The organism is Lentzea guizhouensis (assembly GCF_001701025.1).
Taxonomy (GTDB): domain Bacteria; phylum Actinomycetota; class Actinomycetes; order Mycobacteriales; family Pseudonocardiaceae; genus Lentzea; species Lentzea guizhouensis.
On sequence record NZ_CP016793.1, the window covers coordinates 7,901,839 to 7,926,328 of the forward strand.

A 24,490-nucleotide genomic window follows, 5' to 3' on the forward strand; every position below is an offset into this window, starting at 1 on the left:
CGTCGAGGACCTGCACCCGAGCCGAGTGCAGGTCCTCGGCCGCTTCACGGGGAACGCGGCACCCGTCCGGTCGACTCCCGCACGATCAGCGTCGCGCTCAGGTACTGGTGCGGATGCTGGTCCTCCCCGCGAATCGCAGAGATCAGGAAATCCGCGGCCGTCCGCCCCTTCGTTGCGATCGCCTGCCGCACCGTGGTCAACCGAGGCCGCTGCCACGCCGCCTCCGGCAGATCGTCGAACCCGGTCACCGACACCCGCCCCGGGACGTCGAGCCCCAGCTCGTGCAGCGCGTCCAGCGCGCCGATCGCCAACACGTCCGACAACGCGACGATCGCGGTCGGCGCGTGCTCGGCCATCAGCCGCTTCGTCGCCTGGAACCCGTCCGTCCGCGTCACCGGCACCTCGACCAGCGCCACGTCCGCCATCGTCATCCCGACCTCGGCCAACGCCTCGACGATGCCTTCCACGCGCCGGGACAGCGGGCCTCGGTAGCCACGCTCGGCGTGGTCCGGACCAGGGTCCATCGACAGCACCGCCAGCCGCCGGTGCCCCAGCTCCAGCAGATGCCCCACCACCTCACGTGCACCCATGCGGTCGTCGACGTCCACACTTGGCACGTTCTCCTGCGGATCGCTGTCGACCAGGACGAACGGGATCTTGCGCCGCTCGAGCTCGGCGACCTCACCGCGGTCTCGTTCCAGTCCGCACACCACGAACCCGTCCACCGCCGCGTACGGGATCGCCTTGAGCATCGAATCCCGCAACGGAGCGCTGAGAAGCAGCGTGAACCCCTCCTGGTCGCACACCTGCCCGACGCCCATCAGAAATTGTGCGTAGTACGGGTTCTCCATCACCGTCGCCAGGTTCTGCGGCAGCAGCACACCCAACGCGTTGGTCCGCCCGGCCTGCAACATCCGCGCCACCGTGCTCGGTGCGTACCCCAACTCCTCGGCCGCCGCCAGAATGCGCTCGCGGGTCGCCGCGGAGATCCGGTGCGGGTTGTTGTAGGCGAACGACACGGCAGCCCGCGACACCCCCGCAGCAGCGGCTACGTCACTGGACGTCGGCTTGGCTCGGCCATCGTTGCCACGGCCGGACCGGACAGATCTCCGCGCCATGGTTTCCGACCCCCGCTCAAACGATCCTGGAGGGGCTGATGTTACTGACCGGCGACCACTTTGTTCGGCAACATACCGACGTCTGTCCGCTGCATGCTCTTGATCTACACCGATGCGACGGCTCTCGCGACGATCGACCGCATCGAGCCGGTTCAATGGCGGGCGGTGGCGAAAACAGCCGGCGGTCACCCTCCTGCATCTGCGACCGTCGCCCTTCACGAGCGGCAAGTCATCGATCGTTCTCGCGTCGTCCTCGACCGCAGATCCTCGAACGCCTGATCAGCGACCGACGAGGCACCGGGTCCGAAGTGGACTTCGAGGCGAAGCGATCTGCCATGCCAACGAGCGCCGCTCAGAGAAGGGGGCGTTGCGCTCGCAGATGCCGCACCCGGCTGGGGGCCTCGACGCAGGCGGCAGCGGTGCGCAAGCCTCGGTGGTCGATCACGACTCGGGAGTGCTAGGCGATGGGGAGTCGAATTCATGCGTCGCTCCTCGTGGGCCGGAACCAGACGACGTTCCGGCCCACGAGGAGCGGCTTCCCGGACAGAAGTGCCCAGTCGATCGATCAGTGCAACTTGTAGGCGTCGATCAGCGTTTGCTCGATGGAGTTGCCGGCCGCGTCGGTCGCTTTTGCCCGCAATGACACCGAGGTGGCGTCATCGGGGTGCTGGACGACTGCCAGCACGTTCGCCACGACGTTCACCGGCGTCCACGTCAGGCCTCGGTCGAACGACGCATCGACCTTCGACGTCCGTGGCACGGTGCTGGTGTTCGTCGCTTGCTGCTGGAGCGCGACGGGCACGATGAGCGAGCTACCTGCCGGCACCGAGTTGTTGTCGTCCAGCTTGGGCGTGAAGCGGAGGACCGACAGCGGCAGCCGCGTCCGGTTGGGACCGACGTGTTCGGAACGGAACGTGGTCGTGAGCCGGACCGTGGTGGTCACGTCGGCGGCACGGCTGCGGACGCCTTCAATCGACAACGTGTAGTTGCCTGGCTCCGACGGGACCTTGAAGTCATCGCCGCCGTAGGCGCTTTCGCCGATCTTCACGCCGTCCTTGTAAAGGACGATGCTGTGCTTGTCCGCTGCCGTCACACCCATGTTGCCTGCCGCGTCGCCCCACAGCGGGATGTTGACCCGGATCTCGTTGCCGGCTCTGGTCAGGTAGTCGATGTCGTACTTCGACTCCGGCAACGCCGGTCCGAAGACGCCGCGGTTGAAGGGCGCCTCGATCGTGGTGCCCGGCCGCACTGACCGAGGCCGCGAGATGAGTCGATGCTCGAGCGTCTGCTCCGGGCTCATCTGCCAGGCCTCGAGCACCCACAGCGCGTCGGAGGAGTAGTACCCGTATCGTTCGCCCGGCAGGGAGACGGGCATGACCTTGGACCACCACCCCGACAGCGCCGGGCCGAATTTGGGGTGCGGGAACGACCAGGCCAGCCCCGACCTGCCAGGAAGCGGGACTGCATACGTGGAGTGCACGCGGCCGAGGTCCTCTTTCCTGTCCGCGCGGGTGAACCCGGTGGGGAAGGACCCGTTGGCGTAGTAGCCGAGGCCGTAGAAGTCTTCGCCGCCGGACCACTGCGTGTTGTACTGCGTCACGAACTCGTTCGGCGGCAGCTCCGGGCCGAGCCCGGCGGTCCACAGGTTGCCCAGGTCGCCGCCGAAGCGCACCCAGGTGAAGCCGACACCACCCTTGATGCGTCCGTACCTCGTGTACCTGACGTCAGCGACGCCCAAGGAGGCGTTGTCCGGTGGGGTGATCTTCGTCTGCCGGGCCGCGCGGAAGTCCAGGTCCACGCTCAACTCCCGGGTCATGTCCAGCGACGGGTACACCAGCCACGCGGTGTGCTTGGCGGTGAGCACGCTGTCCAGGATGTAACGCCCCTTGGGCAAGCGGATCGACACGCGTCCGTCCGGGCTGAACAGGCGGTACATGTCGCCGGTGTCGATGTTCTGCGCATAGGTGCCGTAGTTGGCGGTGGCCGGCTGCCCGTCGAGGCCGATGTGGTTGATGGTCAAGGTGTGGACTTCCCCCTCGCGGGTGACCGCGACCGGGGTGAGCACCCAGGTGCTGGGTGAGGTCGCGGTCAACACTCCGCTGAACACGCCGTCCAGCGAGCCCAGCCGCGTGTCGGCGACGACGTTCACCGCCGCCGTGCCGCCGGCCGGGATCGTCACCCTCGGCACCGAGGGGGTCAGCATGCCGGTGGGCGCGGGCTTGCCGTCAGGACCGGTCGCGGTCACCGCGAGGTCCAGGGTCATGACTGCGGTGCTCGCGTTGCGGTACGTCACGTTCTTGCTCACCGGCTGGTCGTCGTCGTGCGGCCAGAGCTGGGTGCCGAAACTGATGTTCGTCGGTTCGCTCGTCACCACCTGGCTGATCGCGCGGGCGACGTCCACGCGGCCGGAGCCCTGGGCGAAGACGTTCAGCTTGTCGTTCGGTTTGGCCGACGCGGTCAGCGCGGCCTTGAGCTGCTGCCCGGTCCACGCCGGGTGTTGCTGCGCCAGCAGCGCGGCCGATCCGGCCACGTGCGGGGCCGCCATCGACGTGCCGCTCAGCGCGACGTACCCGTCGCCGGTGGACGTACCGTTTTGGCCGACGGTGGCCTTCGCGGCCACGATGCCCACGCCGGGTGCGGTGATGTCCGGCTTGATCGCGTCGTCGCCGAGTCGCGGGCCACGGCTGGAGAACGACGCCAGGTTCTCCTCGCGGTCCACGGCCCCGACCGTCAACGCGGCGTCCGCGCTACCCGGCGACAGGACGGTGCCGTCGCCGCCGTTGCCGTTGTTGCCCGCGGAGATCACGAACAACGTGCCCGTCTTGGACAGTTCGTTGACGGCCTCCTCCAGCGGATCGACCCCTTCGTCGTCCAATCCGCCCAAGCTCATGTTCACCACCTTGGCGCCCTGCTCGACCGCCCACTGCATGCCGGCGATGATCCCCGAGTCCGTGGCTCGGCCGTCGTCGTCGAACACCTTGCCGTCGAGAATCTGCGCCTCGGGGGCCACGCCTTTGAGCTTGCCGCCCGACTTCGCTCCCGTGCCGGCGACGATCGACGCGACATGCGTGCCGTGGCCGATCCGGTCCAAGTTGTCCGCAGCGCCGCTGAAGTTCTGTTCGGCGACCTCACGGCCTGCCAGGTCCGGATGGGTCTCGTCGACACCGGTGTCCAAGACGGCGACCTTCGTCCCCGCACCGGTGTAACCGGCTTTCCACGCTTCCGGCCCGCCGATCTGCGCAACGCTGCGGTCCAGCGAGGTGTGCTTCACAGAGTCCAGCCAGACCTTCCGCACGGTGGTGCTCTGCAGCGATTGCCAGGCTGATCCGTCACGGTCCGCACTGACTGCGGACGAGTTGATGCTCGCCAGGCTTTGCGTCTGGTTGAGACCGGCCAACTGCGCGTGAGCGACACCAGGCGCGTAGGTAACGATGAGCGGGAGCGTTGCCCGCTTGCTGTCGGCGTAGCCGGAGTCGAGCAACGTCGTCACGTCGAACAGACGCTCATCGACTTTACCTTGCCGCACAAGTGGAACAGCGTCCTTCGGAACCACGAACAGATGATCTTTCCGCTTGTACGTGGAGAACGCGATCTCGCCCCGGCCCTTGCCGGGCACGACGGTCTTGACGTCCCGCTGTGCATCCACGACAACGACCCGGTCACCGGTGATCAATGTGACCGCCTGACCGACCTGGGGTCCGTCCGGCGCGGCGTGAGCCGTCGGCGGCGTACCGAGCACGGTCCCGAACATGAGGGAGGCGAAGGCCACCCAACTGCCTGTTCTCATTCTGACTGAATGCACTTGAAGGGCCTCCCAGAATAGGGTCCGCACACATCTCGACATGGCGATCCGCGGTCGATGAACCACGCGGAGTGGTCTAGACAAGTTAGCGTTGATTGCTCGGAGGCGCCAAGCATTCCCAGCAAGCTTGTCCGGCAGACATTTTCGACCGGCCCGTTCGGCCGCCTGCGCTGACCCGTTGGGATCAGCATGTCCTCTTAGTCGGCTGACGGAAAGGTCGACCGAAGGTGCTGACAGGCTTCACGATGCCAGGCAACCCAATTTTCCTGCCCGCAGACCTCATCAGGGCGACCGATCGACCGGCACCCACATACACCTGCGACCATTACTTCAGGCAGTTACCTGAGATCGTCGCAATAAATACCGGCTGACCTTCCACCACAAGCCGAGATATCAGATAGAAGATTGTTTTGCACCCCCGGCAATGCTCTGCTCACCAGACCCGTCCGCGTTCGTCCGACGCGATCGACCACGCCTGGCGCTGCCCCAGGCGCCGACGACAACAGCAGGTCTGACTCAGCCGCCACAACGAGTGCTCTGCCGCCAACACGCATCACGGGAACTCCTCGTTCTCCAGGTGAGAGCGCTCCCACAGCCTCCCGACTGCAAGACTCCATGTCAAGTATGAAAAATTTTTGCAACCGATCGCAAAATCTGGAGAAGCCTTCAGGATCGATGGCCCTGTCGACCCCCACGCGGCCACCTGGCGCAGAGCCGTCTCCAAGGACTTCGTCGGCAGTCATGACTGGCCGAGCTGCGCGGGCACAGACAGCGACTCAGATCGTCAAATGCCGATCTTCTGGCGTTCTCGGCCGGAAGCCTTGTCTGCGGAGCGGCGCAAACATCGGCGGAAGCTTGCGTGACACAGCTTGAGGGCATCGTCGGCGGTACGTGGGACATCGGCTCGCCGCCGTCAACCACGGACGGACGATTACTCCGATTCGTCACAGTGCTGCCGAGACAAGCGCGACTGTGACTTTACCGAGCGGGGGACCTCCACCGCAGGTCCCTGAGATGATCGTCGCCAGCATCAACCGCTGGAACGACCGAGACAGCTTGTCGAGCATTCCGGTCTTGCTCATCGTTCGAATACTGCAGCGGCGCGCCGCTGTCGCCGTTGAGATCATTCTGGTAACCGACGAGCGCCGCCGCAGTGGCCTCAGGTTCCAGCCTCGGTCCACTCTTGCGTCCGATTTCACGCGATCCGGAGTCATTGAGCCGGATAGCGTCCAGCCCCCTGTTCGACTAGCAGGTCGACGAGCGCCCTCGCGGCGCGGAAACTGCCACGATCAGCACGGCGAACTCGTCGCCCGTGGTTGACCAGCTGCCTCCGGCGTCGGTTCCGCTCCTGCAGGAGTGACCCCCGCCGGCTCAAGGTACCGCGGGTGTCAGGGCCACCATCGGCGGACCGTGGCCAGCGATTCGCTCGGCTCGGCGGCCAGGTCCGGTCCGCCGAGGTCGCAGAGTGTCGGCAGGCAGGCAGCGATGATCTCGAGACAGCCGCGCCGGGTGTTCGATCGGAGCACGATGCGCAGGATGTACAGGAAAAGGTCGTGTTCGGACAGTTCCGCAGCACGGTCCAGGAGCGCGATGATGTGTTGATGGGTCCGATGTGGACGACAGAGAGAGCGTCGAGGAGTTGGTTGGCGGACAGGTGTGGGGCGAGTTCGGCCAGCGCCCGTTCGCTTGCCGGATGCGCATCCTCAAAGGTCTGGAGCGCTGCGCGGATCAGCGCCGGCCGGTCGATGTCGGGCGCATGCGCGACCAGGGTGGTGAGCACGCTCACGCCGACATGGGGATCGCCGATCGCTGCGAGCACGTCCGGGATGAACCTGGGATCCAGGTGCGGTGCGACCTTTTGCAGCAGGTACCCGCGCTGACTCTCGTCGGAGAGCCCTGCCGCGGTGGCGAGCACTTGTGAGTGCGACTCCGGCATGTGCGGCACGAGCATGCACAGCGCTTCCACGCCCCATGCGAAGTCGGTGTCCTGCCAGGAGTTGATGTTGCCGGTGATGTCGGCGAGGACATCGGTCAGGCCTGTCCGTTTGCGTAGCGCCAGGGCCGCACGGACCGCGGTGCGGTTTCCCGGCCTGGTGAACGCCAATGCCTCGATGCGGGGCAGTGCGTCATCGGGAAGCAGAGGAATGGCTTGCTGCAGAAAGGTCGCCAAGGGGTTCTCGTCGTCGCCGCGCTCGGCCAGGTCCAGAATCAGCGAGACTTGGTCTGGCGTCAGGTAGGACAGCACGCCGGCAGCCGGGAGCATGGCATCACTGCTCGTCAACACATCTGCTGCTACGGCCGAACGTCGCTCGGCGGGCAGGTGAGGAAGAAGCGCACTCAACGCCAGAGGCCTTGAGTACTCGTTCGTGTAGGCGATGGCCAGCGCGCGGTCGAGGTCTGCGGCTGCAGTCGCGGCGCCAGCTCGTCAAGCACGAGTTCCTGGTGGAATCCTGGATGCATTTGGCCAACCGCGTCCAGTATCCGGCTCGACAGTGCCGGTCCGGCGTGCCGGGCAAGAGCGACCAGGACATCCGGATCCGCCTCGGCGAGCAGCCGTTCCAGTGCAGCTGAGGACAGGTACGGCGTCGCTGCCTGCACCACGCGGATGGACATCGGCTGTGCGAGCACGGCCCGTCGTTCCTCATCCGGAAGGTGTGGGATCAGCGCGGCGGTGATGGCGTCCCAGTCCTCCCCATGCCCTATCTCGGTGGCAATGGCGAGAGCGGCCGACACCGCGCTCCGCCGGTCGCGGAGAGTCGTGAGGTTCTGGGCCAGTTCGACCAGTGTTCGGACACGCTCATGCCGCTCGGGTAACGAGTGGCGGTGCAGACCGCGAGGGCACGCAGGTCAGCCGGCAGGTGTGGAGCGAGTTCCACCACCGGTGACGTGGTTCGGAGATGCCGGTCAGGCACGCCGGCCAACCGGATCGTGTCGGCGAACACCTCCGCGACCTCCTCGCCGGAGAGGTAGCGCGCGAGCGACGGGAGGACTTTCGCACGATCGATCCACTGATCCGGCGTGCCGAGCGCATCCTTGACCAGTGTGGCAGTGGCGGTTCGTTGGTCGCCCGGGAGGAACGGCACCAGACGAGCCAGCAGACTCAACCGGTGCGGCTCGTCCTCGACCGAATCGACGGCGCTGCGCAGCTCGGCGACCTGCGTCGCGGACAGGTGCGGCGCCAGTTCAAGCTTCACGTCAAGCCCGTGGTCCCCGTCGTCGATCTCTGCCAGTGCGGTGTCCAGCCACCGTGACCGGTCCGGTTCGGGGAAATTGGCAGCCAGCTCGCCGGTCAAGGAGATCCGGGCGGCAAAGGCCAGCGTTCCGGTGAATTCCGGCAACATCGACAACGCGTCGCTCCCCAGGGGAAGTCCGTCGAACAGGTCCGCCACCTCGTGGTCGGTGAGGGTTGCGGCGGCCGGCAATGTCCGGCGCTGCTCCCCCGACAGGTGTGGCGCCGGCTTGGTCAGCGCGGAGACGCGGGCGGTCCCCTCCGGCACGGCCAACGTGGCCGCGAGGACGTGCTCCAGCTGCTCGCCGGTCAAGTGTGGCGCGAGGTCGATGAGAACGGCGATCCGGTATTGGTCGTCGTCAATGGTGTCCACAACGGACAGTGCTTCGGCCAGCACCTCGGGCTGACGTTCCGGCGGCAGGTGGGGCAGCGCGACAGCCAGCGTCGCGGCACAGTCGTACGGCGTCCGCATCCGTCGGGCGTGGCTGACAATGCGTTGTGGACTCCACACGCCAGAGGCGGCCAGTGCGCACAACAGCTCAGCCGAGATGATCTGGGCGAGGCTGCTGATGGAGGCCATCATCAGCAGGTGGTGCAGTTCCCGGGACAGGCTGGGCGCGACGTCGTGGTTCGCCAACGCCGGCCCAGCAAGGCATCCAGCTCTCCGACCCGGTCGGCGAGCAGCAGATGCCCAGGAAGGTGTCGCAACGCGTATCCGTCGGTGCTGGTCAGGCAGTAGTCCGCAATCCGGTTGTTCGCGGCGATGACAGCCAGGCCCAGAACGCCCGACCAGGCCTGCTCTTCCTCCGTCGGCGCCGGCGTCGCGGCGGTCAGCACCTCGCGCAGACTGGCGTGGTAGATCTCGAACCGGCGCGGCGTCGTCGGGACGGCGGTCAGGAACGGTCGGAGACGGCCGAGGCACCACTGCTCCACCATGCGCTGGTCCGCCCCGGACATGCCGGCGAGCTGTCGAGCGGCAGCGCTTCTTCGGCGGCGGCAAGGGTGGACACGAGCGGCAGCACGGTGCCCTGCCAGTGGTAGTGCTCCCGCCAGCGGCCCAGGTGGGCCAGGTAGAACGAGCGCAGGTCGCCGGGCAGGTCGCCGAGGTCGTCCGGGCGCCGCAAGCCGAGCCGGATCTCATCGAGCACGTACCGCAGGTACACCCACACGCCCCCGCACCGCGCCGCGAGATCCTCGACGTGCACACCGGCCGGTGCGTGCTCGCGTAAATGGGCGCGCATGTCGTGGAGGTTGTCCTCGTCCTGAGCGGACACTCGCAGCACGGCACGTGGTGCCGCGCAGCGCGCGGGCGGACTGCCGGTGCGGTAGGTGCCGACAACGAAAACGCCCGCTGGGAGGTGAGTCGGTAGCCCCCAAGGCTGGGCGCCGGGCTCGGTCTCCGCCTCGTCCGCGACGTCGACGAGCAGCACCACCTTGTCGCCTTGGTCCGCCGCCGCCACCAGGAGCCGCTCGAACCCGGCCGGCGTGCACATCCAGTCGGGCAGCAACCGGCCAGGCGCGAGCTTCCACAGTTCGTGCCGCACCACCAGCTGCGCGGCGAGGTTCTGCAACCCGGCGCGGACCGACCGGCCCTCGGTGTACCGGGAGAAGTGGCAGATCCAGTCACGCTCGCGGGCCAGGTGCGCGACCAGTGCGGTCTTGCCCAGCCCGGCGTCGGCCTCGACCCACACATAACCGCAGGGCGAGCCGGCGAGAAAGTCGTAGATCCGGCCGATCAACCGCTCCCGTCCGGTGAACCCGCTGGTGGAGCGTGTTCGAGAACACCGGACGCGGGTCGCGGGCCACCATGTCCACCGGAACCGCTGAGACACCCTGCGTCACGAGCGTGACGGAGTCGATCGAGCCGGCCTGCGCCACCGACCCGGAGATCGCGACACCGCTGAGCTCGTTACGGACGCGATCCGCCACCCGCCCAGTATGCGGCACCACGGGGATGCGGCGTGGCCGTAACGCCCGAGCACTGTGCCAATCCTGTGCCCCTGTCCCCCACGTCATGACCTTGCCCAGCACGAGCTGACGACGGTGCCGGTTATTCAGGCCGGTCACGGGTACTCCGGTTGAACGACAACGCGAGAGTGGTGTTGGTCCGCTTCCAAGGGCCGCGTGGAGTGACCAGGACGCGTGTCTGTGCATGGGTCCTGTTGGCGTCCAAGGTTCGCGTTGAACTCGATGCGGGTTCCATGGAGGTCACGTGGTCAGGCGATCCACCGGTCCGGTGCCGAAGGCGATGTCTGCGAACCCTCCTGTGTTCGTCCAGGCTCTCGAGGGGATCAGCCGGGCGAGGAGGCCGCTTTCGGCCAAGGAACGGCGCGACCTGCACGACGCCGGTGCCGACGCCGCAGAACGCGGCATGCCGCTCCGCGAGCTGATCAAGGGGTGTCTCGGGGAGACAGGCCGAACCTGGGCCACCGTGACCGACATGGGCACCGTTGCGAGCGCTGACGCCTTGAAAGGCATCGGTGATGCGTTGTTCCAGGCAGCGGAGGACGCGGTCGGTGAGCTGACCAAGGGGTACGAGGAGAACCAGCGCTGGACCGTGCGCCGCGACGAGTCACTGCGTCACGAGTTCATCGACAGCCTGCTCACCGGGCGGGACCAAGGCCGGCTCGCGGAGCGCGCCGAGCGGTACGGGTTGCAGCTCGGCGGCACGAACGTGGTCGCAGCGGCGTCCGCCTCCCGGCCGTTCCTCGACTCGGGCACGACGACCCGCCGTGTCCAGGCCGCCATGAGCCTCCGGTTCAGCTCCCGCCACGTGCTCGTGGCCGCCCGTGAAGGCCTTCTGGTGTGTGTCGTCCCGCATGACCTGGATGGCGCGCCTGAGGAGTTCGCCCGTCAGGTCGGCGAAGTCGTGGGACGGAGCTCCTCGTGGCGGGTCGGTCTCGGCCAGCCGCAGCCGGGTCCTGGCGGCGCGGTCCGGTCGTTCGAACAGGCTCGCAACGCCCTCGACCTGGCCGAACGACTCGACTTGGGCGAGCGGCTGGTCAAGGCCGCGGACCTCCTGGTCTACCAAGTGCTCCAGCGTGACAGCGCCGCACTCGGCGAGCTCGTCACCGCCGTGCTCGAGCCACTCCTCGGAGCGCGCGGAGGAGCTGGGCGGCTGACGGACACACTGGCCGCCTACTTCGCTTGCGGGCGGGTCACGACGTCCACCGCGCAGGCACTCGGCATCGGCGTGCGCACGGTCACCTACCGCCTCGACCGCGTCCGTGAGCTGACCGGCTACCGCGCCGACGACCCAGCCCAGGCGTTCACGCTCCAGGTGGCGGTGCTCGGAGCGCGCCTGCTCGGCTGGCCACGACCCGGACCCGCAGCCGCACCTGTGGTTGCCGGGCACCGGCAGACAGCGGCGGTCCAACCGGCCGGGCGGACGCCTGTCCACGACGCGGAATCGGATCGACGATGGTGAGGAGACGTCATGCGTTTGAGGCGTACCTCCACCTAGGGAGGGTCGCACCATGGATCCCTGGCTCATCTGGCTGATCATCGGTTTGGCACTGGCCATCGCCGAGATCTTCACGCTCACGGCCGCACTCGGCCTGCTCGGCGCCGCGGCGGTCACCACGGCCGGATCGGCCGCGATCGGCCTGCCGGTTACCGGTCAGCTCGTGGTGTTCAGCGTCGTGTCCGCCGCAGGCGTGGTGCTCGTGAGGCCCTGGGCGCGCCGGATGATGCTGCAACCGCGGCTGGAACGGTTCGGCGTGGACGCGTTGGTCGGCGCTTCGGCCTACGTGCTGAGTGAAGTGAACGACCACGAGGGCCTGGTGCGCCTGCGCGGTGAGGACTGGACGGCTCGCCCGTACGACGAGTCCGTCGTCATCCCGGCCGGGAGCACGGTCGACGTTCTGCACATCGACGGCAGCACCGCCGTCGTCTACCCACGGGAGTGAGCCATGTCCACACTGCTCGTCGCCGGACTCGTGCTCGCGATCTTCGCGGCGTTCACCGTCCTGCGCGCCGTGCGCATCGTGCCGCAGGCCCGAGCGCGCAACGTCGAACGCCTGGGCCGCTACCAGCGCACCCTCAAACCCGGCCTCAACTTCGTGATCCCCTACATCGACCGCGTCTACCCGCCCATCGACCTGCGCGAGCAGGTGGTCTCGTTCCAGCCGCAACCGGTGATCACCGAGGACAACCTGGTCGTGCAGATCGACACGGTGCTGTACTTCCAGGTCACCGACCCCCGCGCCGCCGCCTACGAGATCGCCAGCTTCCTGCAGGCGGTCGAACAGCTCACCGTCACCACCCTGCGCAACGTCGTCGGGTCCATGGACCTGGAGAAGACCCTCACCTCACGCGACACGATCAACAACCAGCTGCGCGGCGTGCTCGACGACGCGACCGGCAAGTGGGGCCTGCGGGTCAACCGCGTGGAGATCAAGGCCATCGACCCGCCGCAGAGCATCAAGGAGGCGATGGAGAAGCAGATGCGGGCCGAACGCGACAAGCGCGCCGCGATCCTGAACGCCGAAGGACAGCGGCAGTCTCAGATCCTCACCGCCGAGGGTGACAAGCAGGCCGCCGTGTTGCGCGCCGAAGGACACCGGGCCGCCACCATCCTCGAGGCGGAGGGCCAGTCCCGCGCCATCGACCAGGTCTTCCAGTCGGTGCACCGCAACGATCCCGACCCCAAGCTCCTCGCCTACCAGTACCTGCAGATGCTGCCCAAGCTCGCGGAGGGTCCAGGTAACACGTTCTGGGTGATTCCGAGCGAGGTCACCACCGCACTGCAGGACGTCTCCAAGGCGTTCTCCACAGCGCTGCCGCGATCGGCCGCCACCGGGCACGACAGTTCCGTAGAGGCCGCGGCCGCCCAGGCCGAGAAGGACGTCGCCCAGGCGAGCGAGGCGGCCGCTGAAGCGGTCTCGGACGCCGCGGACGCCGCCGTGCCCGTCAACGGGCTGCGACCGGAACCAGCGGGTCGCTGAAGGGACGCGGATGCTCGGAGCACGCCAAGCACGGGCTCAAACAGATCGCCCCGGAGAAGCAAGGAAACTGCAGCGAAAACCAGGCCTGTCACGACGAGGGACGGGTTCCCGTCAGCGGAGAACCCGTCCCTCGTAGGCGATCACGGGATGTCGACTCCGAAGTCACGCGCGGCTGTGGCGAAGTCCTGGAACGCCATACGCGGCCCAGCAGCGCGGGTGACCGTGCCGTTGGCGTGCACGCCGCCGGAAACGCGCGAGTACACCGAGCCGCCGCTGTCACCACCCCTGGCGCCGGGCTGGCCCTGCTGCTGCTCGACCTCGACGAGGTCCTCCCTGTCCTGCCAGAAGAACAGCACCTTCAGATCGCACACCGGACCGCCGGTCTGCTCCGCACTGGTCACCCCGCTCTGGCACAGGTGCTGACCGACGAAGACATGCCCCCAGCCGACGACGTGTTCGGTGGTGTTGCTGTCCCGTCCACCCACGTACATGCGATCGCGGACCTGACTGGCCGGCACCAGTCCGATGTCGTGGTCGTCATGGCCGTGGCTGGTGTTGCCGATGAACTCACCTCGTCCGTCGGCGATCCGATGGCCGATCTGGCCGCAGTGTTCGGCGGTCAGGACGAACTGCCTGCCAGCCGCGTTGCGAACACCGAACCCCGATGTGCAGAGGGTGCTCGCGGTCTGGTTCCAGGTGCGGGCACCGCCGCTCCACGGCGGACTGTCGTCCTGTCGCGATACCGGCACGAGTTGTTCTTCGTACCGCACCGAGACGGGAACACCCGCGATGTCTGAAACCTCGGCAGAGCTTGTTCGCGTGGTTGCCAGGTCGGTGGACACGACCAGACCGCTGCCGTCGCCGGTGCTCTTGATGACCGCGGTGGACTCGCCGCGCTGCCCCAGCCAGGTCCGCAACCGCGTAGTGGCGTCGTCGAGCTCGGCCTCGCTGTGCGCGGCTGGCCGGATGTGGACCGGAGCGTGCCGGGTGGCCTGTTGTACCGCCGCAGTCGCCGCGTGGGGAGCGGCTCCCTTCCACCACAGGTTGACCGCGGTGTCGGTCAACGTGATCCCGGCATAACCGGGCAGGGCGGGAGTGGCGGCGTACAGGACCTCGGCTGCTTCGACCGCAGGCCGCTGGGCCAGCGACCGTTGCTCGCCGGCGGTCAACGCCCTGGCTGCGGTGCCTTGAGCCGCAGGGCTGACGGCCAGCACGGTGAATGCGATGGTCGTCAAAGCAAGGATTCTTTTGTGGAAAGTAGTCGGATGCACGTTCGCTCCTCATGGCAGGGAAGAATCGAATCGCGTCGAGGACGTCCTGTTGTCGTTCAGGATCTCGTTGATCAGCCGGAACCAGGTGCTGCGGGCGTCGGCACCGGCGCGTTCTTGGCAGAGTCGATCGCATGCTCTCCTCCTCGTCCGTGCAGGATCGCCACCGGCACCGTTGCCGAGGCGACGAACATGAGAGCGCTCTCAAATTGCATCAGGCGACTCGGACCGGTCAACCGATGACACAACTCGTGTCTTGTCCAACACGCCCCTTCGGCTGATCGCACCCGCCGTGGCAGCCACCACGACTACACGGCTTTGGTCCGTGCGCGCCCATGCAGAACGTGTACGGCGACGACGCAGGCAACTGCATTGCGACATCGATGACATCGTGGTTACGGTGGCGCCAGCCGCGACAGCGCGAGGCGTGCGTTCGCCGGCTCTGCCCGCAAGGGGATGGCGGGCAGAGCGGGCGAGCTGAGTTCCGGTCTCCCTCGCCGAGTGCTCGCTCCCCTGTTCCTGCCACGACCGAGGAAGACTTCGAAGACCGAATTACAACGTTGTAAACGTGGCAGAGTGCTCCGCCGTCGACGACGACGCACGAGGAGAGTCATGTCGATCCAGCGCAGAACGATCTTGGTGGCGGGACTTGCCGCGACCGCAACCCCCTTGCTCGGCAGCGCGTCCAATGCGGCTGGAGGACCGCTGTACGGCTCCTACCGTGCTCCTTTCCGCAAAGCGGCCTACCTGCGACTGCCGCCAGGCGCGGTGACCGCTCGAGGGTGGCTGGCCACCGAACTGGACAAGCAGCTCAACGGCCTGAACGGCCGGCTCGAGCAGATTTCGCACTTCCTGCGCTTCGACCGCTCGGGATGGGTGCACCCGGACAACGGCGGCTGGGAGGAGTTGCCGTACTGGCTGCGAGGATTCGGTGATCTCGGTTATGTCACCGGCGATGCGCGGGTGCTCGACGACACCGCGCGGTGGGTCGGAGGTGTACTGGCCACACAGGCCGCCGACGGCTTCTTCGGGCCCCGCGGTCTGCGGTCATCGCTCAACGGGCATGCCGACTTCTGGCCGCACATGCCGATGCTGCACGCACTGCGCTCGTGGGCCGAGTACCACCGGGACAGCCGAGTCGACCAGGCGTTGACGAGGTTCTTCGCGTTCATGAGCCGTCAGCCGGACGCGGTGTTCACCGACGGCTGGGGCCTGACGCGCTGGGGTGACACGTTGGACGTGATCGCGTGGCTGCACAACCGGACCGGCGATCCGCTGCTGGTGGACCTGACGCACCGCATCCACCGGCTGTCCGCGGACTGGTCGGGCCCCCTGCCCACGCTGCACAACGTCAACATCGCTCAGGGTTTCCGCGAACCCGCACAGTACTGGCTGCTGTCGGGAGACGACGCTCACCGCAACGCGACTTATCGCGTCTACGACACCGTCATGCGCACCTACGGCCAGTTCCCGGGCGGCGGTTTCGCCGGTGACGAGAACGCGCGGCCCGGATTCGGCGACCCACGCCAAGGCTTCGAGACGTGCGGCATCGTCGAGTTCATGGGGAGCCACGAGCTCCTCGGGCGCATCACCGGCGACCCGGTCTGGGCCGACCGCACCGAGGAGCTGGCGTTCAACCTCCTGCCCGCGGCCCTCGACCCGGCCGGGAAGGTGAGCCACTACGTCACAAGCGCCAACAGCGTGCGCCTGGACAACGATGTCAAACGTCGGAGGCAGTTCCAGAACGGCTTTCCGATGCTCGCCTACAAGCCGGGCATCGACGAGTACCGCTGCTGTCCGCACAACTACGGCCAGGGCTGGCCGTACTTCGTGGAGGAGATGTGGTGGGCCACCGACGACGGTGGCCTGGTGGCAGCGCATCACGGCCCGTGCCGGGTGACGGCAGAGGTAGCGGGTGGTCAGCCGGTCACGATCACCGAGGAGACCACCTACCCGTTCGGAGATGTCATCACCTTCCGGCTGGAGACCGCTCGGCCGGTGACCTTCCCCCTGGTCCTGCGAATCCCGGGCTGGTGCCACACGGCGTCGGCCACCGTGAACGGCCAACCGGCACCTGTGTCGGCCGGCTTCTCCACGATTCGCCGGCAGTGGTCCTCCGGTGACGTCATCGTCCTGCGCCTGCCGATGTCACCTGTTCTGCGGACGTGGCAGGACAACCACAACGCGGTCTCAGTCGAGCGCGGCCCGCTCACCTTCTCGTTGCGCATCGACGAGCGGTGGAACCGGTACGGGGGCACGGTCGACTGGCCCGAGTGGGAGGTGACAGCCGCCTCGGCGTGGAACGTCGCACTCGACTCCGACCCGCAGCTGACCGCCGTCAGCGGCGGCGGCAACCCGTCGGACCCGTTCGCACCGGGCAACAGCCCTGTCCGGATCACGGCGCGGGTGCGCGAGGTGCCTGACTGGAGTGCCGACGGCGAACACGTGGTGGGCACGCTCAGCGACAGTCCCGTCCAGGTCTCGTCGGTTGCGCGGCAAGCGACACTGATCCCTTCAGGTGCGGCAAGGCTTCGCATCACCACCTTCCCGCGCAGCGGTGGCTCGCGCGGCTGGGGCACCCCCGGCGTGCTGATCCGGCTGCAGAACCTCAACAGCGGCAAAGTGCTGGCCGTGGACGGGATGTCGACCGCGAACTCGGCGAGAGCGGTGCAGTTCGCCGACACCGGAACCGCGGACCACCTGTGGCGACTGGTCGACCTGGGCAACGGCCGGGTCAAGCTGCGCAACGAACATTCCGGCAAGGTGCTCGGCGTCGACCAGATGTCCACCGCCGACTCCGCACAGGTCGTGCAGTTCGACGACAACGGCACCGCTGACCACCGGTGGGAGCTCCTGGACAACGGTGACGGCTGGTTCCGGTTGCGCAACGAGCACTCCGGCAAGGTGCTCGGCGTCGACCAGATGTCCACCGCGGACTCCGCACGAGTGGTGCAGTTCGCCGACAACGGGACCCGCGACCACCTCTGGCGGGCGATACCGGACGGGATCGTGAAGATCCAGAACCTCAACTCGACCAAGGTTCTGGGCGTCGACCGCATGTCCGCCGCCGACTCCGCCCGCGTCGTCCAGTTCGCCGACAACGGCACCCGGGACCACCTCTGGCAGTTCCTGCCCGACGCTGACGGCTGCTTCCGCATCCGCAACCTCAACTCCGGCAAGGTGCTCGGCGTCGACTTGATGTCCACTGCGGACTCCGCTCCCGTGGTCCAGTTCGCCGACAACGGAAGCGCGGACCACCTCTGGCGCCTGCGGATCGACACGGACACCGTGTGGCGTGTGCAGAACAAGCACTCCGGGAAGGTGTTGGCCGTGGACGGCATGTCCTACCAGGACTCCGCACAGGTCGTGCAGTTCAGCGACACCCGCACTCCCGATCACATGTGGCGTCTGCTTCCGGGCTGAGCCACCTCGCCGGGCTTCCCCATCCGCGCCTGGCGGCGGTCCAGTCCTGTCCCTGCTCGACAGGTCCCGACCGCCGGTGAGGGCCGACTCCTGGTCCGCGTTGCACCGGCACGCCTCGACACAGGAGTCGGCCACCTCCGCCGTGCCCGTCAGCCGCCGGTGATCGAGCGGTCGGCGACCACGACGGGTGTGTTGCCGATCGGCACACCGGTGATGGTGAGGGAGCTGCCGTGCCGGGACACGGCGCTCGGCGGGATGCGGTGGACGGTGCCGGTGGTGAGGTCGACCAGGCGGGGGTTGCTCATCGTCGCGTTGCGGAAGGTCACCGTGACGGACTTGGTGGCCCTGTTCTCGTCCGGCACGCGGTCGAGCCGAGTGGCGATGTCGATCTCCTTGCCCGTGTTGTCGTAACGGGGTTGCTGCGCGGGGTCGCCGCCGAACCACAGTGCGACCGCCTGCTGGCCGGAGCCGTTCTTCCCGAACGCCCGCGCGGTGACGGTCCGGTCGCCGTTGCCCGAGGTGGTGAAGTCGAAGCCCTGATCCTCCAGGGGATTCGTCGCGGCCACCTCAGACCTGAAGGCGACCTGCACGAAGCGGTCGTACTACGGCGTGCAGAACGTGGCCGCCCTGTTCGACGGCACCTTGCGCCCGGTGACGCGGCTGGAGGCTTCCGACGACATCACCGGGAAGTCGCCGGTAGCCGTTGAGGTGTGGGCGACTTCGAGGCTGATCGACATCGTTGCCAGCGGACTGCGCAGTTCGTGGGCGGCGTCCGCGGTGAACCGGACGAGACGTCGTTGTGCGTTGTCGAGCCGCCTTCGCCGCCTCGACCGCGGCCGTGTGCTGCGGGACGCGGTCTGATTGCCCTGCTCACAACGCACGCACCGCGGCAGCGTCATTCCCTGACGGGCCGGTGTCACCCGTGGAGATGGCGGGCGACACCGGCCGGTCGTGCCGCTATCGAAGATTGGGCAGCTCGTCACGGGTGACGACGTAGCTGTGGTTGTAGACCTTCTGGAGGTGGGCGATGGAGTTGCCCTGCGTCAGGTGGTTGCCGTGCCACGTTCCGAACAGGACCCAGCGGGTGCCGGTGGACTGCAGCCGGTCCGGGTCCGGAATGGGGCCGTTCTCGTGCAGCGCGATCGGAATGGTGGAGCCGACGATGTTGCGCACTGAGTTGTACATCGCGGTGAGCGGGTCGTAGTTGCCGTTGCCCGCGTAGGTGTCCGCGCCACCGATGTCCACGACCGACTTGCCAGGGTAGAACGAGGCCTGGGGCTGGCCGTTGTAACCGTGCAACCACACGAGGTTGTCCAGGCCCTTGGTGCGGGTGAAGTAGTTGAACATGTAGTTCCACAGGCGGTTGTACTGGCCGCCGCCTTCCTTGCTCCACCAGAACCAGGTGCCACCGGCTTCGTGGAAGGGACGCCAGATCACCGCCGCGCCCGCGTTCTCCAGCTGCTGGAGCATCGCCGCTGCCTGGTCCAGCCGTTGCATGAACGACTGGTGTTCTGCCGTGCCGGGCGCGAGCACCGCGTTGATCGACACCTGCATCTGGGTGCCTTCGTAGGTGTCCGGCTTGGTCGGCGCGCCCATGTGGTAGCCGATCATGGGGATGCCGCCCGCGTTCCACCAGGCGATGGCGCGCGGTGCGAGATCCTTGGAGTCACCGAAGTCCAAGGCCCGGATCGCCGGATGTTTGCCGGTGTTGTTCCGAATGTGGTTGATCTCGTAGTCCGGACCGCCGATCCAGGTGGACTCCTGCTGACCGGAGATGATGTGGTTGCCGTACTGCGACTGGATGTAGCACAGCAACTTGCGTGCTTGTGCGGACGCGTTCGGGTTCACCGGGTTGGTCGCGCACGGCTGCGGACCGGGCACGGTCGAGCCGACCCTGAACGCCTGGTTCGACTGGCCGTTGCAGGTCCAGGTGACCACTGCCGTGCCGTTGGCGGTGGCCTGGTTCTGCACGTCCAGGCAGAGGCCGGACTGAGTGGCGGTGATGCTGCCGTTGGCGTTGAGCCGGAACTTCTGGTTCGTGCCGCCGGTGCAGGTGTGGATCGTCAGCCGGGTGCCCGGTGTCGTGGACTGGTTGGGCACGTCCAGGCAGCGTGCGCCGCCGAACACCCGCAGCTCCCCGGAAGCGGAGAAGTCCCAGGCCTGGTTGGACTGGCTGTTGCAGTCCCAGATGTCCACCGCCGTACCGACGGCTTGGGAGGCTCCGACCACGTCCAGGCACCTGCCCGACGCCACGCCCACGAGCGGAGCGGGCGCGGCGACGGCCGGGGCTGCGATCAGGGTCAACGCCGGTAGGGCGAGCACAACAGCGAGCAGAGCGCTGCCGGTACGTCGTAAGGCGCGCATGCGATCTCCTTAGATCAACGCGAAGGCGTGCGAAAGGGACGATGGGAACGTCGAGGTACCGCCGGGGCGGCAGGAGGCGGTGGCGTCGGCCGACCGGCAGGAGCGCCGGGGTCAGGCGGTGAATCGGAAGTGGACGGTGCGGTTGTACTGGCCGCCGGCCATGAACTTCTGCCCTTCGGGGCCGAGGGTGTCTGCGGTGTGGAACTTGTTGCCGATGGCCGGGATGGCGTCGAGCAGAGATATCCCGCCGCTGGGAAAGGGCGCGGTGGCGCTCATCGGGCTGGCTCCGACGTCGGGGGTGAACAGCCGCAGGAACAGGTTCTCCTGCTCGGAGACGAGGGTGATGGTGCCTTCGGTGGTGCGCAGCGCGGCCCAGTAGGTGTTGGCGTGATAGCCCTTGAACTCCGGGTACTGCCAGGCGCCCGCTCCGGTCGCGGTGCGGTTGTAGTCCTTGCTCCACACGCCGTGGTGCACGCCGCGCATCCGGTTCTTCCAGACCCGGTAGGGCCCGTCCCCCAGCCAGGTCATGCCCAGTACCCGGTTCTCGGGGTAGTCGAGGTTCACGCCGAGGAAGTCGAGCGGTCCGGTGCGGGTGTAGCGGTACTCCAGGCGCACCCACCCGGTGGAGTCCAGCCGCCAGCGCACCTCGTTCAGGTCGCCGCTGTAGGTGGCGTGCACGATGTGGCCGGTGCCGTCGCGGAAGTGGGAGAGGCCGGTCAGCGTCGCCGAGCCTGCCGCCATGGCCGGGCCGTTGGTGAGCGACACGGTGGTCCCGTTTCGGTTGACGCGGGACAGCCTGCCGGACGACTTGGAGATCGTGACCGCCGTGCCGTTGGCGGTCATGGTCACGCTGGTGCTGTCCTCCGTGACGGATGTCGTGCCCCGCCCCGGGACCACGATGCGGCGCGCGAAGTCGGCCGCCTTCTTGATCCGCCAGCTCCAGGTGCCGACCGTGCGGCCGGCGGGGTCCAGGACGTCGACCCTCAGCGTGTCGGCGTCCGCCCACGCGCCGGGCAGACCGAGAGCGACCGAGCCGGTGGCTCCCGGAGCGGTGTTCGGCCCGGCGACGGTCCCCTGCGCGATCACGGTCGGTGTGGTTCCCGAGGTGCCCGGTGCGGCCTGCCTGAGCAGCTGCCAGCTGAGTCGGCAGCCCTGCAGGTTGGTGTGGTCGTAGCGGTTGACGACGTTGACCCGGCCGTCGAAGCCCGTGGGGAAGGTGGTGGTGTAGTAGCCGGGATTGGTGAGCTGGACCGGGGACCAGATGTCTCGGATGGTGTGGAAGGAGGCTTCCTTCTCGCGAAACGGGCCGAGGATGCCGTCCGGGCCGGAGTTGCCGGTTGTGTCGATGGCGCCGCCCCTGTCGTCCCTGCGGAGCCCTTCGTCCACGAACGCCCAGATGAACCCGCCTGCCCGGCGCGCGCCTGCGCCCAGCAGCCCCCAGTAGTCGTTCAGGCCGGCTCCTGCGCCACCGTCGTACAACGCGTGCAGGAACTCGGTCGGCAGGTGGATCGCCGAACCGTTGAGGATCGTCCGGGTGCTGTCGTAGGTCTCGTAGTGGTCGGTGTTGAGACCGCTGAACGTCGCCCACGGGTGGATCACCGGGCGGCGCTGCGGGTCGTGGCGGGCGTAGTCGTCGTCCAGGGCGGTGTTCCAGCCACCCTCGTTGCCGTTGGCCCACATGAGGATCGACGGGTGGTTGACGTCCCGGGTCACCATCGAGGCCACCAGCGGCGCGCCCACGTTCTCGTCGTAGCTCTTCTGCCACCCGGCCAGCTCGTCGATCACGTACAGGCCCAGCTCGTCACACAGGTCCAGGAAGAACGTGTCCGGCGGGTAGTGCGACATCCGCACGGCGTTGTTGTTCATCTCCTTCATCAGGAGGATGTCCGTCCGGGCCAGGCGCGGGCTGGACGCGCGTCCCAGAGTCGGCCAGAACGTGTGCCGGTTGGTGCCCTTGAGGATCACCTTCGACCCGTTGACGTACACGCCGTCACCGGCGCGCACCTCGATCGTGCGGAACCCGAACCGTGCGGTCGTCCCGTGCAGGGGCGTGCCGCCGCTGTTGATGAGCTGCACGTCGACCAGGTACAGGTTCGGTGACTCCGCGGTCCAGGCCTGAGGCGCAGGCACCGAGGTGGTCAGCGTCGCCGTCGTCGCACCCGGCGAGACCGCCGCCGAGAACGGGCCGCCGACCGCGGTGCCGTCGAGCCGCCGCAGTTGTCCTGCCACACGCCCGGTCGCGCTCACCCCCGCCAGGTGCACCTCCATCCGGAACGCGCCGGTGTGCTTGGCGTCGATCGCGACCCTGTCGATCCGCGAGGCGGGGAACGCCTGGAGCGACACGGGCCGGTAGATTCCGCTGAAGTTCCAGTAGTCGCCCCGGCGCTCGGCGTCGTTGACCGAGTTGTTCGCCGACTCCCGGCTGACCGTCACCTCCAGCAGGTTCTCCTGTCCCAACCACAGCAACGACGTCACGTCGTAGCGGAACCGGTAGAACCCGCCCTGGTGGACCGGACCGGCCAGGGTGCCGTTGATCCGCACCTCGGTGTCGGTCATCGAACCGTCGAAGACCACGAAGACCCGCCGCCCCGACCACGTCGAGGGCGGGGTGAAACGACGCCGGTAGAGGCCCTTCTCGTCGGGCCGCAGGTTCCAGCCCCACTGGTAGGTGCCGAAACCGTGGCACTCCCAGTTCGACGGCGTCGGGATGGTGCGCCACACTCCCGCGTTGCGCCCTTCGGTCACCTGGAAGTCCCAGGGGACGGTGTTGTCCGCGTCGGAACCGGTCAGCAGCAGGGTCTCGGTGGCGGGACCTGTGGGTGCGGCCCCGGCTGCGGGCACGCCCAGCGCGCTCACACCCATCGCGGACAGACCCGCCACGCCGATTCCGGTCGCACCCAGCTCCAGGAAGTTGCGACGGTTGATCTCCACGAGAGCCTCCAGGGGGCGTGTCGTCGTCGACACGGTGGAGCGGGGCCGGAGACGAACAGGAATCGACCGGCATCCGACTTCGTGCACGGGATGACCGGGTGTGGAGCGATTCTCGGCCGCCCGGCGTGGTGCTTTCGCAACGTAGCGCACCACTTCCGGCCCGAACAAGGGGTTAGTACCACTCTGAAATCAACTGCCGCCGACACCTGTCGAATTCGACGGACCCGCCTGTCGACTCACCTTCACCGCTCCCCCGGCGGTGCGATCAGGTGGTGCCGGTGATCGCGGCCTTGATGGCGAGCACGGCGGCGGCGCGTGCCCACTCGCCGAAGTCGAACGGTTGTACGTTCAGGTCGATCAGAGCGGGGTCGTCCTCGTAGGTGTCCTCGATGCCGTCGTGGACTCGTTCCTCGGCGAGCTCGTAGAGGGGCAGGCCGTCGCCGGTGAGCAGGATCTTGGCCGGGTCGACGAAGTTGGCCGCGTGTCCGATGAGGACACCGAGTGCGTAGCCGGCCTCAGCGAAGACCTCCAAGGCATCGGGGTCATCGGCCTGTGCCCGTTCGACCGCCTCGTCGTAGGTGGCGCAACCGTCGATTCGGCGCGCGATGACGTGGCTCATCAGGTAGCTGGAGACACAGCCGCGATGACCGTAGCCGCACTGCGGTCCCCCTGGGTCGACGAGGAGGTGGGCGAAGCGAGGCGGCAGGCGGTGTGCGCCCTGGACGAGTTTGCCGTCGATGATCAGACCGGTGCCGACGCCCGCACCGATGGTGATCACCACCATCGACTCCACGCCCGCGCCGGCCCCGAACCAGTGCTCGGCGGCGGTCAACGCCTGGACGTCGTTGTCGGCGGCGACGGGCAGCCCGGTCTCCCCGGTCACCGACTCCGCGAGCGGCACGTCCTCCCAGCCCAAGAAGCCGGCGTTGACGACCACACCGTCGCGAACGACACCGCCCAGCGTGACACCGATCCCGGTCAGCCACGGCCGCTCGGCTGCGAGCTCGGTGATCCGGGCGACGACCTCGGCGGGCTCGTTGGAGCGCAACGGCTGCTCGACCGCGTCGGTCACGGTCGCGGTCAGGTCGACGACGGCGGCGTAGAGGTGGTCGGCGGTGAGCTTCACGCCCAGGAAGTGGTGTGCTTCGCCGCGGACGTGCAGGATCTCCGAGGGACGTCCGGTGGAAGAGCGCAGTTCGGTGCCTCCCTCGGCCAGCAGGCCGTGACCGACGAGCACCCTGGCCGCGCGGGTGAGGGTCGGCCTCGACAAGCGCACCCGCGGGGCGATCTCGGCTCGGGACATGGCCCCGTGGACCAGCACTTCCATCAGCACGTCACGGGCTGCTTCAGGCAGGTCCGGCCACGTCGGCGTGGCATGAACACGAGCTGGTGACGTCACGACGCGACGA

At 67.8% G+C, this 24,490-nt stretch carries 18 protein-coding genes; 6 read left to right on the top strand and 12 right to left on the bottom strand.

All coding sequences use genetic code 11. The annotated features are described in order from the left end of the window. Positions 1-44: 44 nt before the first annotated feature. Entirely contained in the window at positions 45-1,034 is a 990-nt protein-coding gene (locus BBK82_RS37990) for a LacI family DNA-binding transcriptional regulator (protein ID WP_218920467.1), read from the bottom strand. A 177-nt stretch (positions 1,035-1,211) separates the two neighbouring features. Between BBK82_RS37990 and BBK82_RS51040 the strand changes: the two genes are divergently transcribed. Then, positions 1,212-1,397, top strand: coding sequence for a hypothetical protein (locus tag BBK82_RS51040; protein WP_154697748.1), 186 nt, complete (start codon positions 1,212-1,214; stop codon positions 1,395-1,397). Between the two features lie 286 nt (positions 1,398-1,683). On the opposite strand, the gene BBK82_RS37995 is transcribed toward BBK82_RS51040, so the two are convergent. The 6 genes from BBK82_RS37995 to BBK82_RS38015 all read right to left on the bottom strand — a co-directional run bounded on the left by BBK82_RS37995 (position 1,684) and on the right by BBK82_RS38015 (position 9,888). Then, positions 1,684-4,905 (bottom strand): S8 family peptidase, encoded by a 3,222-nt coding sequence (locus BBK82_RS37995; protein WP_065919257.1) that lies wholly within the window; start codon positions 4,903-4,905, stop codon positions 1,684-1,686. A 1,225-nt stretch (positions 4,906-6,130) separates the two neighbouring features. Continuing rightward, entirely contained in the window at positions 6,131-7,183 is a 1,053-nt protein-coding gene (locus BBK82_RS51045) for a hypothetical protein (protein WP_154697749.1), read from the bottom strand. 74 nt (positions 7,184-7,257) lie between these two features. Continuing rightward, entirely contained in the window at positions 7,258-7,653 is a 396-nt protein-coding gene (locus tag BBK82_RS51050) for a hypothetical protein (RefSeq protein WP_154697750.1), read from the bottom strand. Beyond that, positions 7,620-8,786 carry a hypothetical protein gene (locus tag BBK82_RS38005; protein WP_065919259.1) on the bottom strand — a complete coding sequence of 389 codons (1,167 nt, stop codon included), beginning with the start codon at positions 8,784-8,786 and terminating at the stop codon, positions 7,620-7,622. The genes BBK82_RS51050 and BBK82_RS38005 overlap by 34 nt, the downstream gene beginning before the upstream one ends. Beyond that, the gene (locus BBK82_RS38010) at positions 8,732-9,085 is read right to left on the bottom strand and encodes a hypothetical protein (protein ID WP_065919260.1); all 354 of its coding nucleotides are present in this window, start codon (positions 9,083-9,085) and stop codon (positions 8,732-8,734) included. The genes BBK82_RS38005 and BBK82_RS38010 overlap by 55 nt, the downstream gene beginning before the upstream one ends. Beyond that, the gene (locus tag BBK82_RS38015; RefSeq protein ID WP_065919261.1) at positions 9,043-9,888 is read right to left on the bottom strand and encodes a hypothetical protein; all 846 of its coding nucleotides are present in this window, start codon (positions 9,886-9,888) and stop codon (positions 9,043-9,045) included. Before BBK82_RS38015 ends, BBK82_RS38010 begins: the two co-directional genes overlap by 43 nt. Positions 9,889-10,415: 527 nt before the next feature. Here BBK82_RS38015 and BBK82_RS38020 point away from each other — a divergent pair. Genes BBK82_RS38020 through BBK82_RS38030 form a run of 3 tightly spaced genes read left to right on the top strand, consistent with a single transcriptional unit; the run spans position 10,416 to position 13,095 of the window. Further along, positions 10,416-11,576, top strand: coding sequence for a PucR family transcriptional regulator (locus BBK82_RS38020; RefSeq protein WP_065919262.1), 1,161 nt, complete (start codon positions 10,416-10,418; stop codon positions 11,574-11,576). A 49-nt stretch (positions 11,577-11,625) separates the two neighbouring features. Next, on the top strand, positions 11,626-12,057 hold the full coding sequence (locus tag BBK82_RS38025) for an NfeD family protein (RefSeq protein ID WP_065919263.1): 432 nt from the start codon (positions 11,626-11,628) through the stop codon (positions 12,055-12,057). A gap of 3 nt (positions 12,058-12,060) precedes the next feature. After that, positions 12,061-13,095, top strand: a complete 1,035-nt coding sequence (locus tag BBK82_RS38030) for an SPFH domain-containing protein (RefSeq protein ID WP_065919264.1) — start codon at positions 12,061-12,063, stop codon at positions 13,093-13,095. A gap of 140 nt (positions 13,096-13,235) precedes the next feature. Here the strand turns inward: BBK82_RS38030 and BBK82_RS38035 are convergent, their stop codons facing one another. Continuing rightward, positions 13,236-14,330 carry a chymotrypsin family serine protease gene (locus tag BBK82_RS38035; protein ID WP_154697752.1) on the bottom strand — a complete coding sequence of 365 codons (1,095 nt, stop codon included), beginning with the start codon at positions 14,328-14,330 and terminating at the stop codon, positions 13,236-13,238. 645 nt (positions 14,331-14,975) lie between these two features. Between BBK82_RS38035 and BBK82_RS38040 the strand changes: the two genes are divergently transcribed. Then, a complete protein-coding gene (locus BBK82_RS38040; protein ID WP_065919265.1) occupies positions 14,976-17,786 on the top strand; it encodes an RICIN domain-containing protein in 2,811 nt (936 codons plus the stop codon). Between the two features lie 149 nt (positions 17,787-17,935). Here BBK82_RS38040 and BBK82_RS38045 read toward each other — a convergent pair whose 3' ends face one another. Then, entirely contained in the window at positions 17,936-18,376 is a 441-nt protein-coding gene (locus BBK82_RS38045) for a hypothetical protein (RefSeq protein WP_065919266.1), read from the bottom strand. A 28-nt stretch (positions 18,377-18,404) separates the two neighbouring features. Between BBK82_RS38045 and BBK82_RS38050 the strand changes: the two genes are divergently transcribed. Beyond that, positions 18,405-18,647, top strand: coding sequence for a hypothetical protein (locus BBK82_RS38050; RefSeq protein ID WP_154697753.1), 243 nt, complete (start codon positions 18,405-18,407; stop codon positions 18,645-18,647). Between the two features lie 96 nt (positions 18,648-18,743). Here the strand turns inward: BBK82_RS38050 and BBK82_RS38055 are convergent, their stop codons facing one another. The 3 genes from BBK82_RS38055 to BBK82_RS38065 form a co-directional block, all read right to left on the bottom strand. Continuing rightward, a complete protein-coding gene (locus tag BBK82_RS38055) occupies positions 18,744-20,150 on the bottom strand; it encodes a glycosyl hydrolase (RefSeq protein ID WP_154697754.1) in 1,407 nt (468 codons plus the stop codon). Positions 20,151-20,261: 111 nt separating this feature from the next. After that, positions 20,262-23,081, bottom strand: a complete 2,820-nt coding sequence (locus tag BBK82_RS38060; RefSeq protein WP_065919268.1) for a glycoside hydrolase family 2 protein — start codon at positions 23,079-23,081, stop codon at positions 20,262-20,264. A gap of 265 nt (positions 23,082-23,346) precedes the next feature. Continuing rightward, complete coding sequence (locus BBK82_RS38065) at positions 23,347-24,480, bottom strand: ROK family transcriptional regulator (protein ID WP_237047793.1); 1,134 nt, start codon at positions 24,478-24,480, stop codon at positions 23,347-23,349. Between the last annotated feature and the right edge of the window lie 10 nt (positions 24,481-24,490).

Excerpts from the sequence above, each read along its gene's own strand:
- BBK82_RS51040 (WP_154697748.1), top strand. The coding sequence starts at position 1,212 with ATGCTCTTGATCTACACCGATGCGACGGCTCTCGCGACGATCGACCGC.
- BBK82_RS37995 (WP_065919257.1), bottom strand. The coding sequence starts at position 4,905 with ATGAGAACAGGCAGTTGGGTGGCCTTCGCCTCCCTCATGTTCGGGACC.
- BBK82_RS51045 (WP_154697749.1), bottom strand. The coding sequence starts at position 7,183 with ATGCTCCCGGCTGCCGGCGTGCTGTCCTACCTGACGCCAGACCAAGTC.
- BBK82_RS38010 (WP_065919260.1), bottom strand. The coding sequence starts at position 9,085 with ATGGTGGAGCAGTGGTGCCTCGGCCGTCTCCGACCGTTCCTGACCGCC.
- BBK82_RS38025 (WP_065919263.1), top strand. The coding sequence starts at position 11,626 with ATGGATCCCTGGCTCATCTGGCTGATCATCGGTTTGGCACTGGCCATC.
- BBK82_RS38030 (WP_065919264.1), top strand. The coding sequence starts at position 12,061 with ATGTCCACACTGCTCGTCGCCGGACTCGTGCTCGCGATCTTCGCGGCG.
- BBK82_RS38040 (WP_065919265.1), top strand. The coding sequence starts at position 14,976 with ATGTCGATCCAGCGCAGAACGATCTTGGTGGCGGGACTTGCCGCGACC.
- BBK82_RS38055 (WP_154697754.1), bottom strand. The coding sequence starts at position 20,150 with ATGCGCGCCTTACGACGTACCGGCAGCGCTCTGCTCGCTGTTGTGCTC.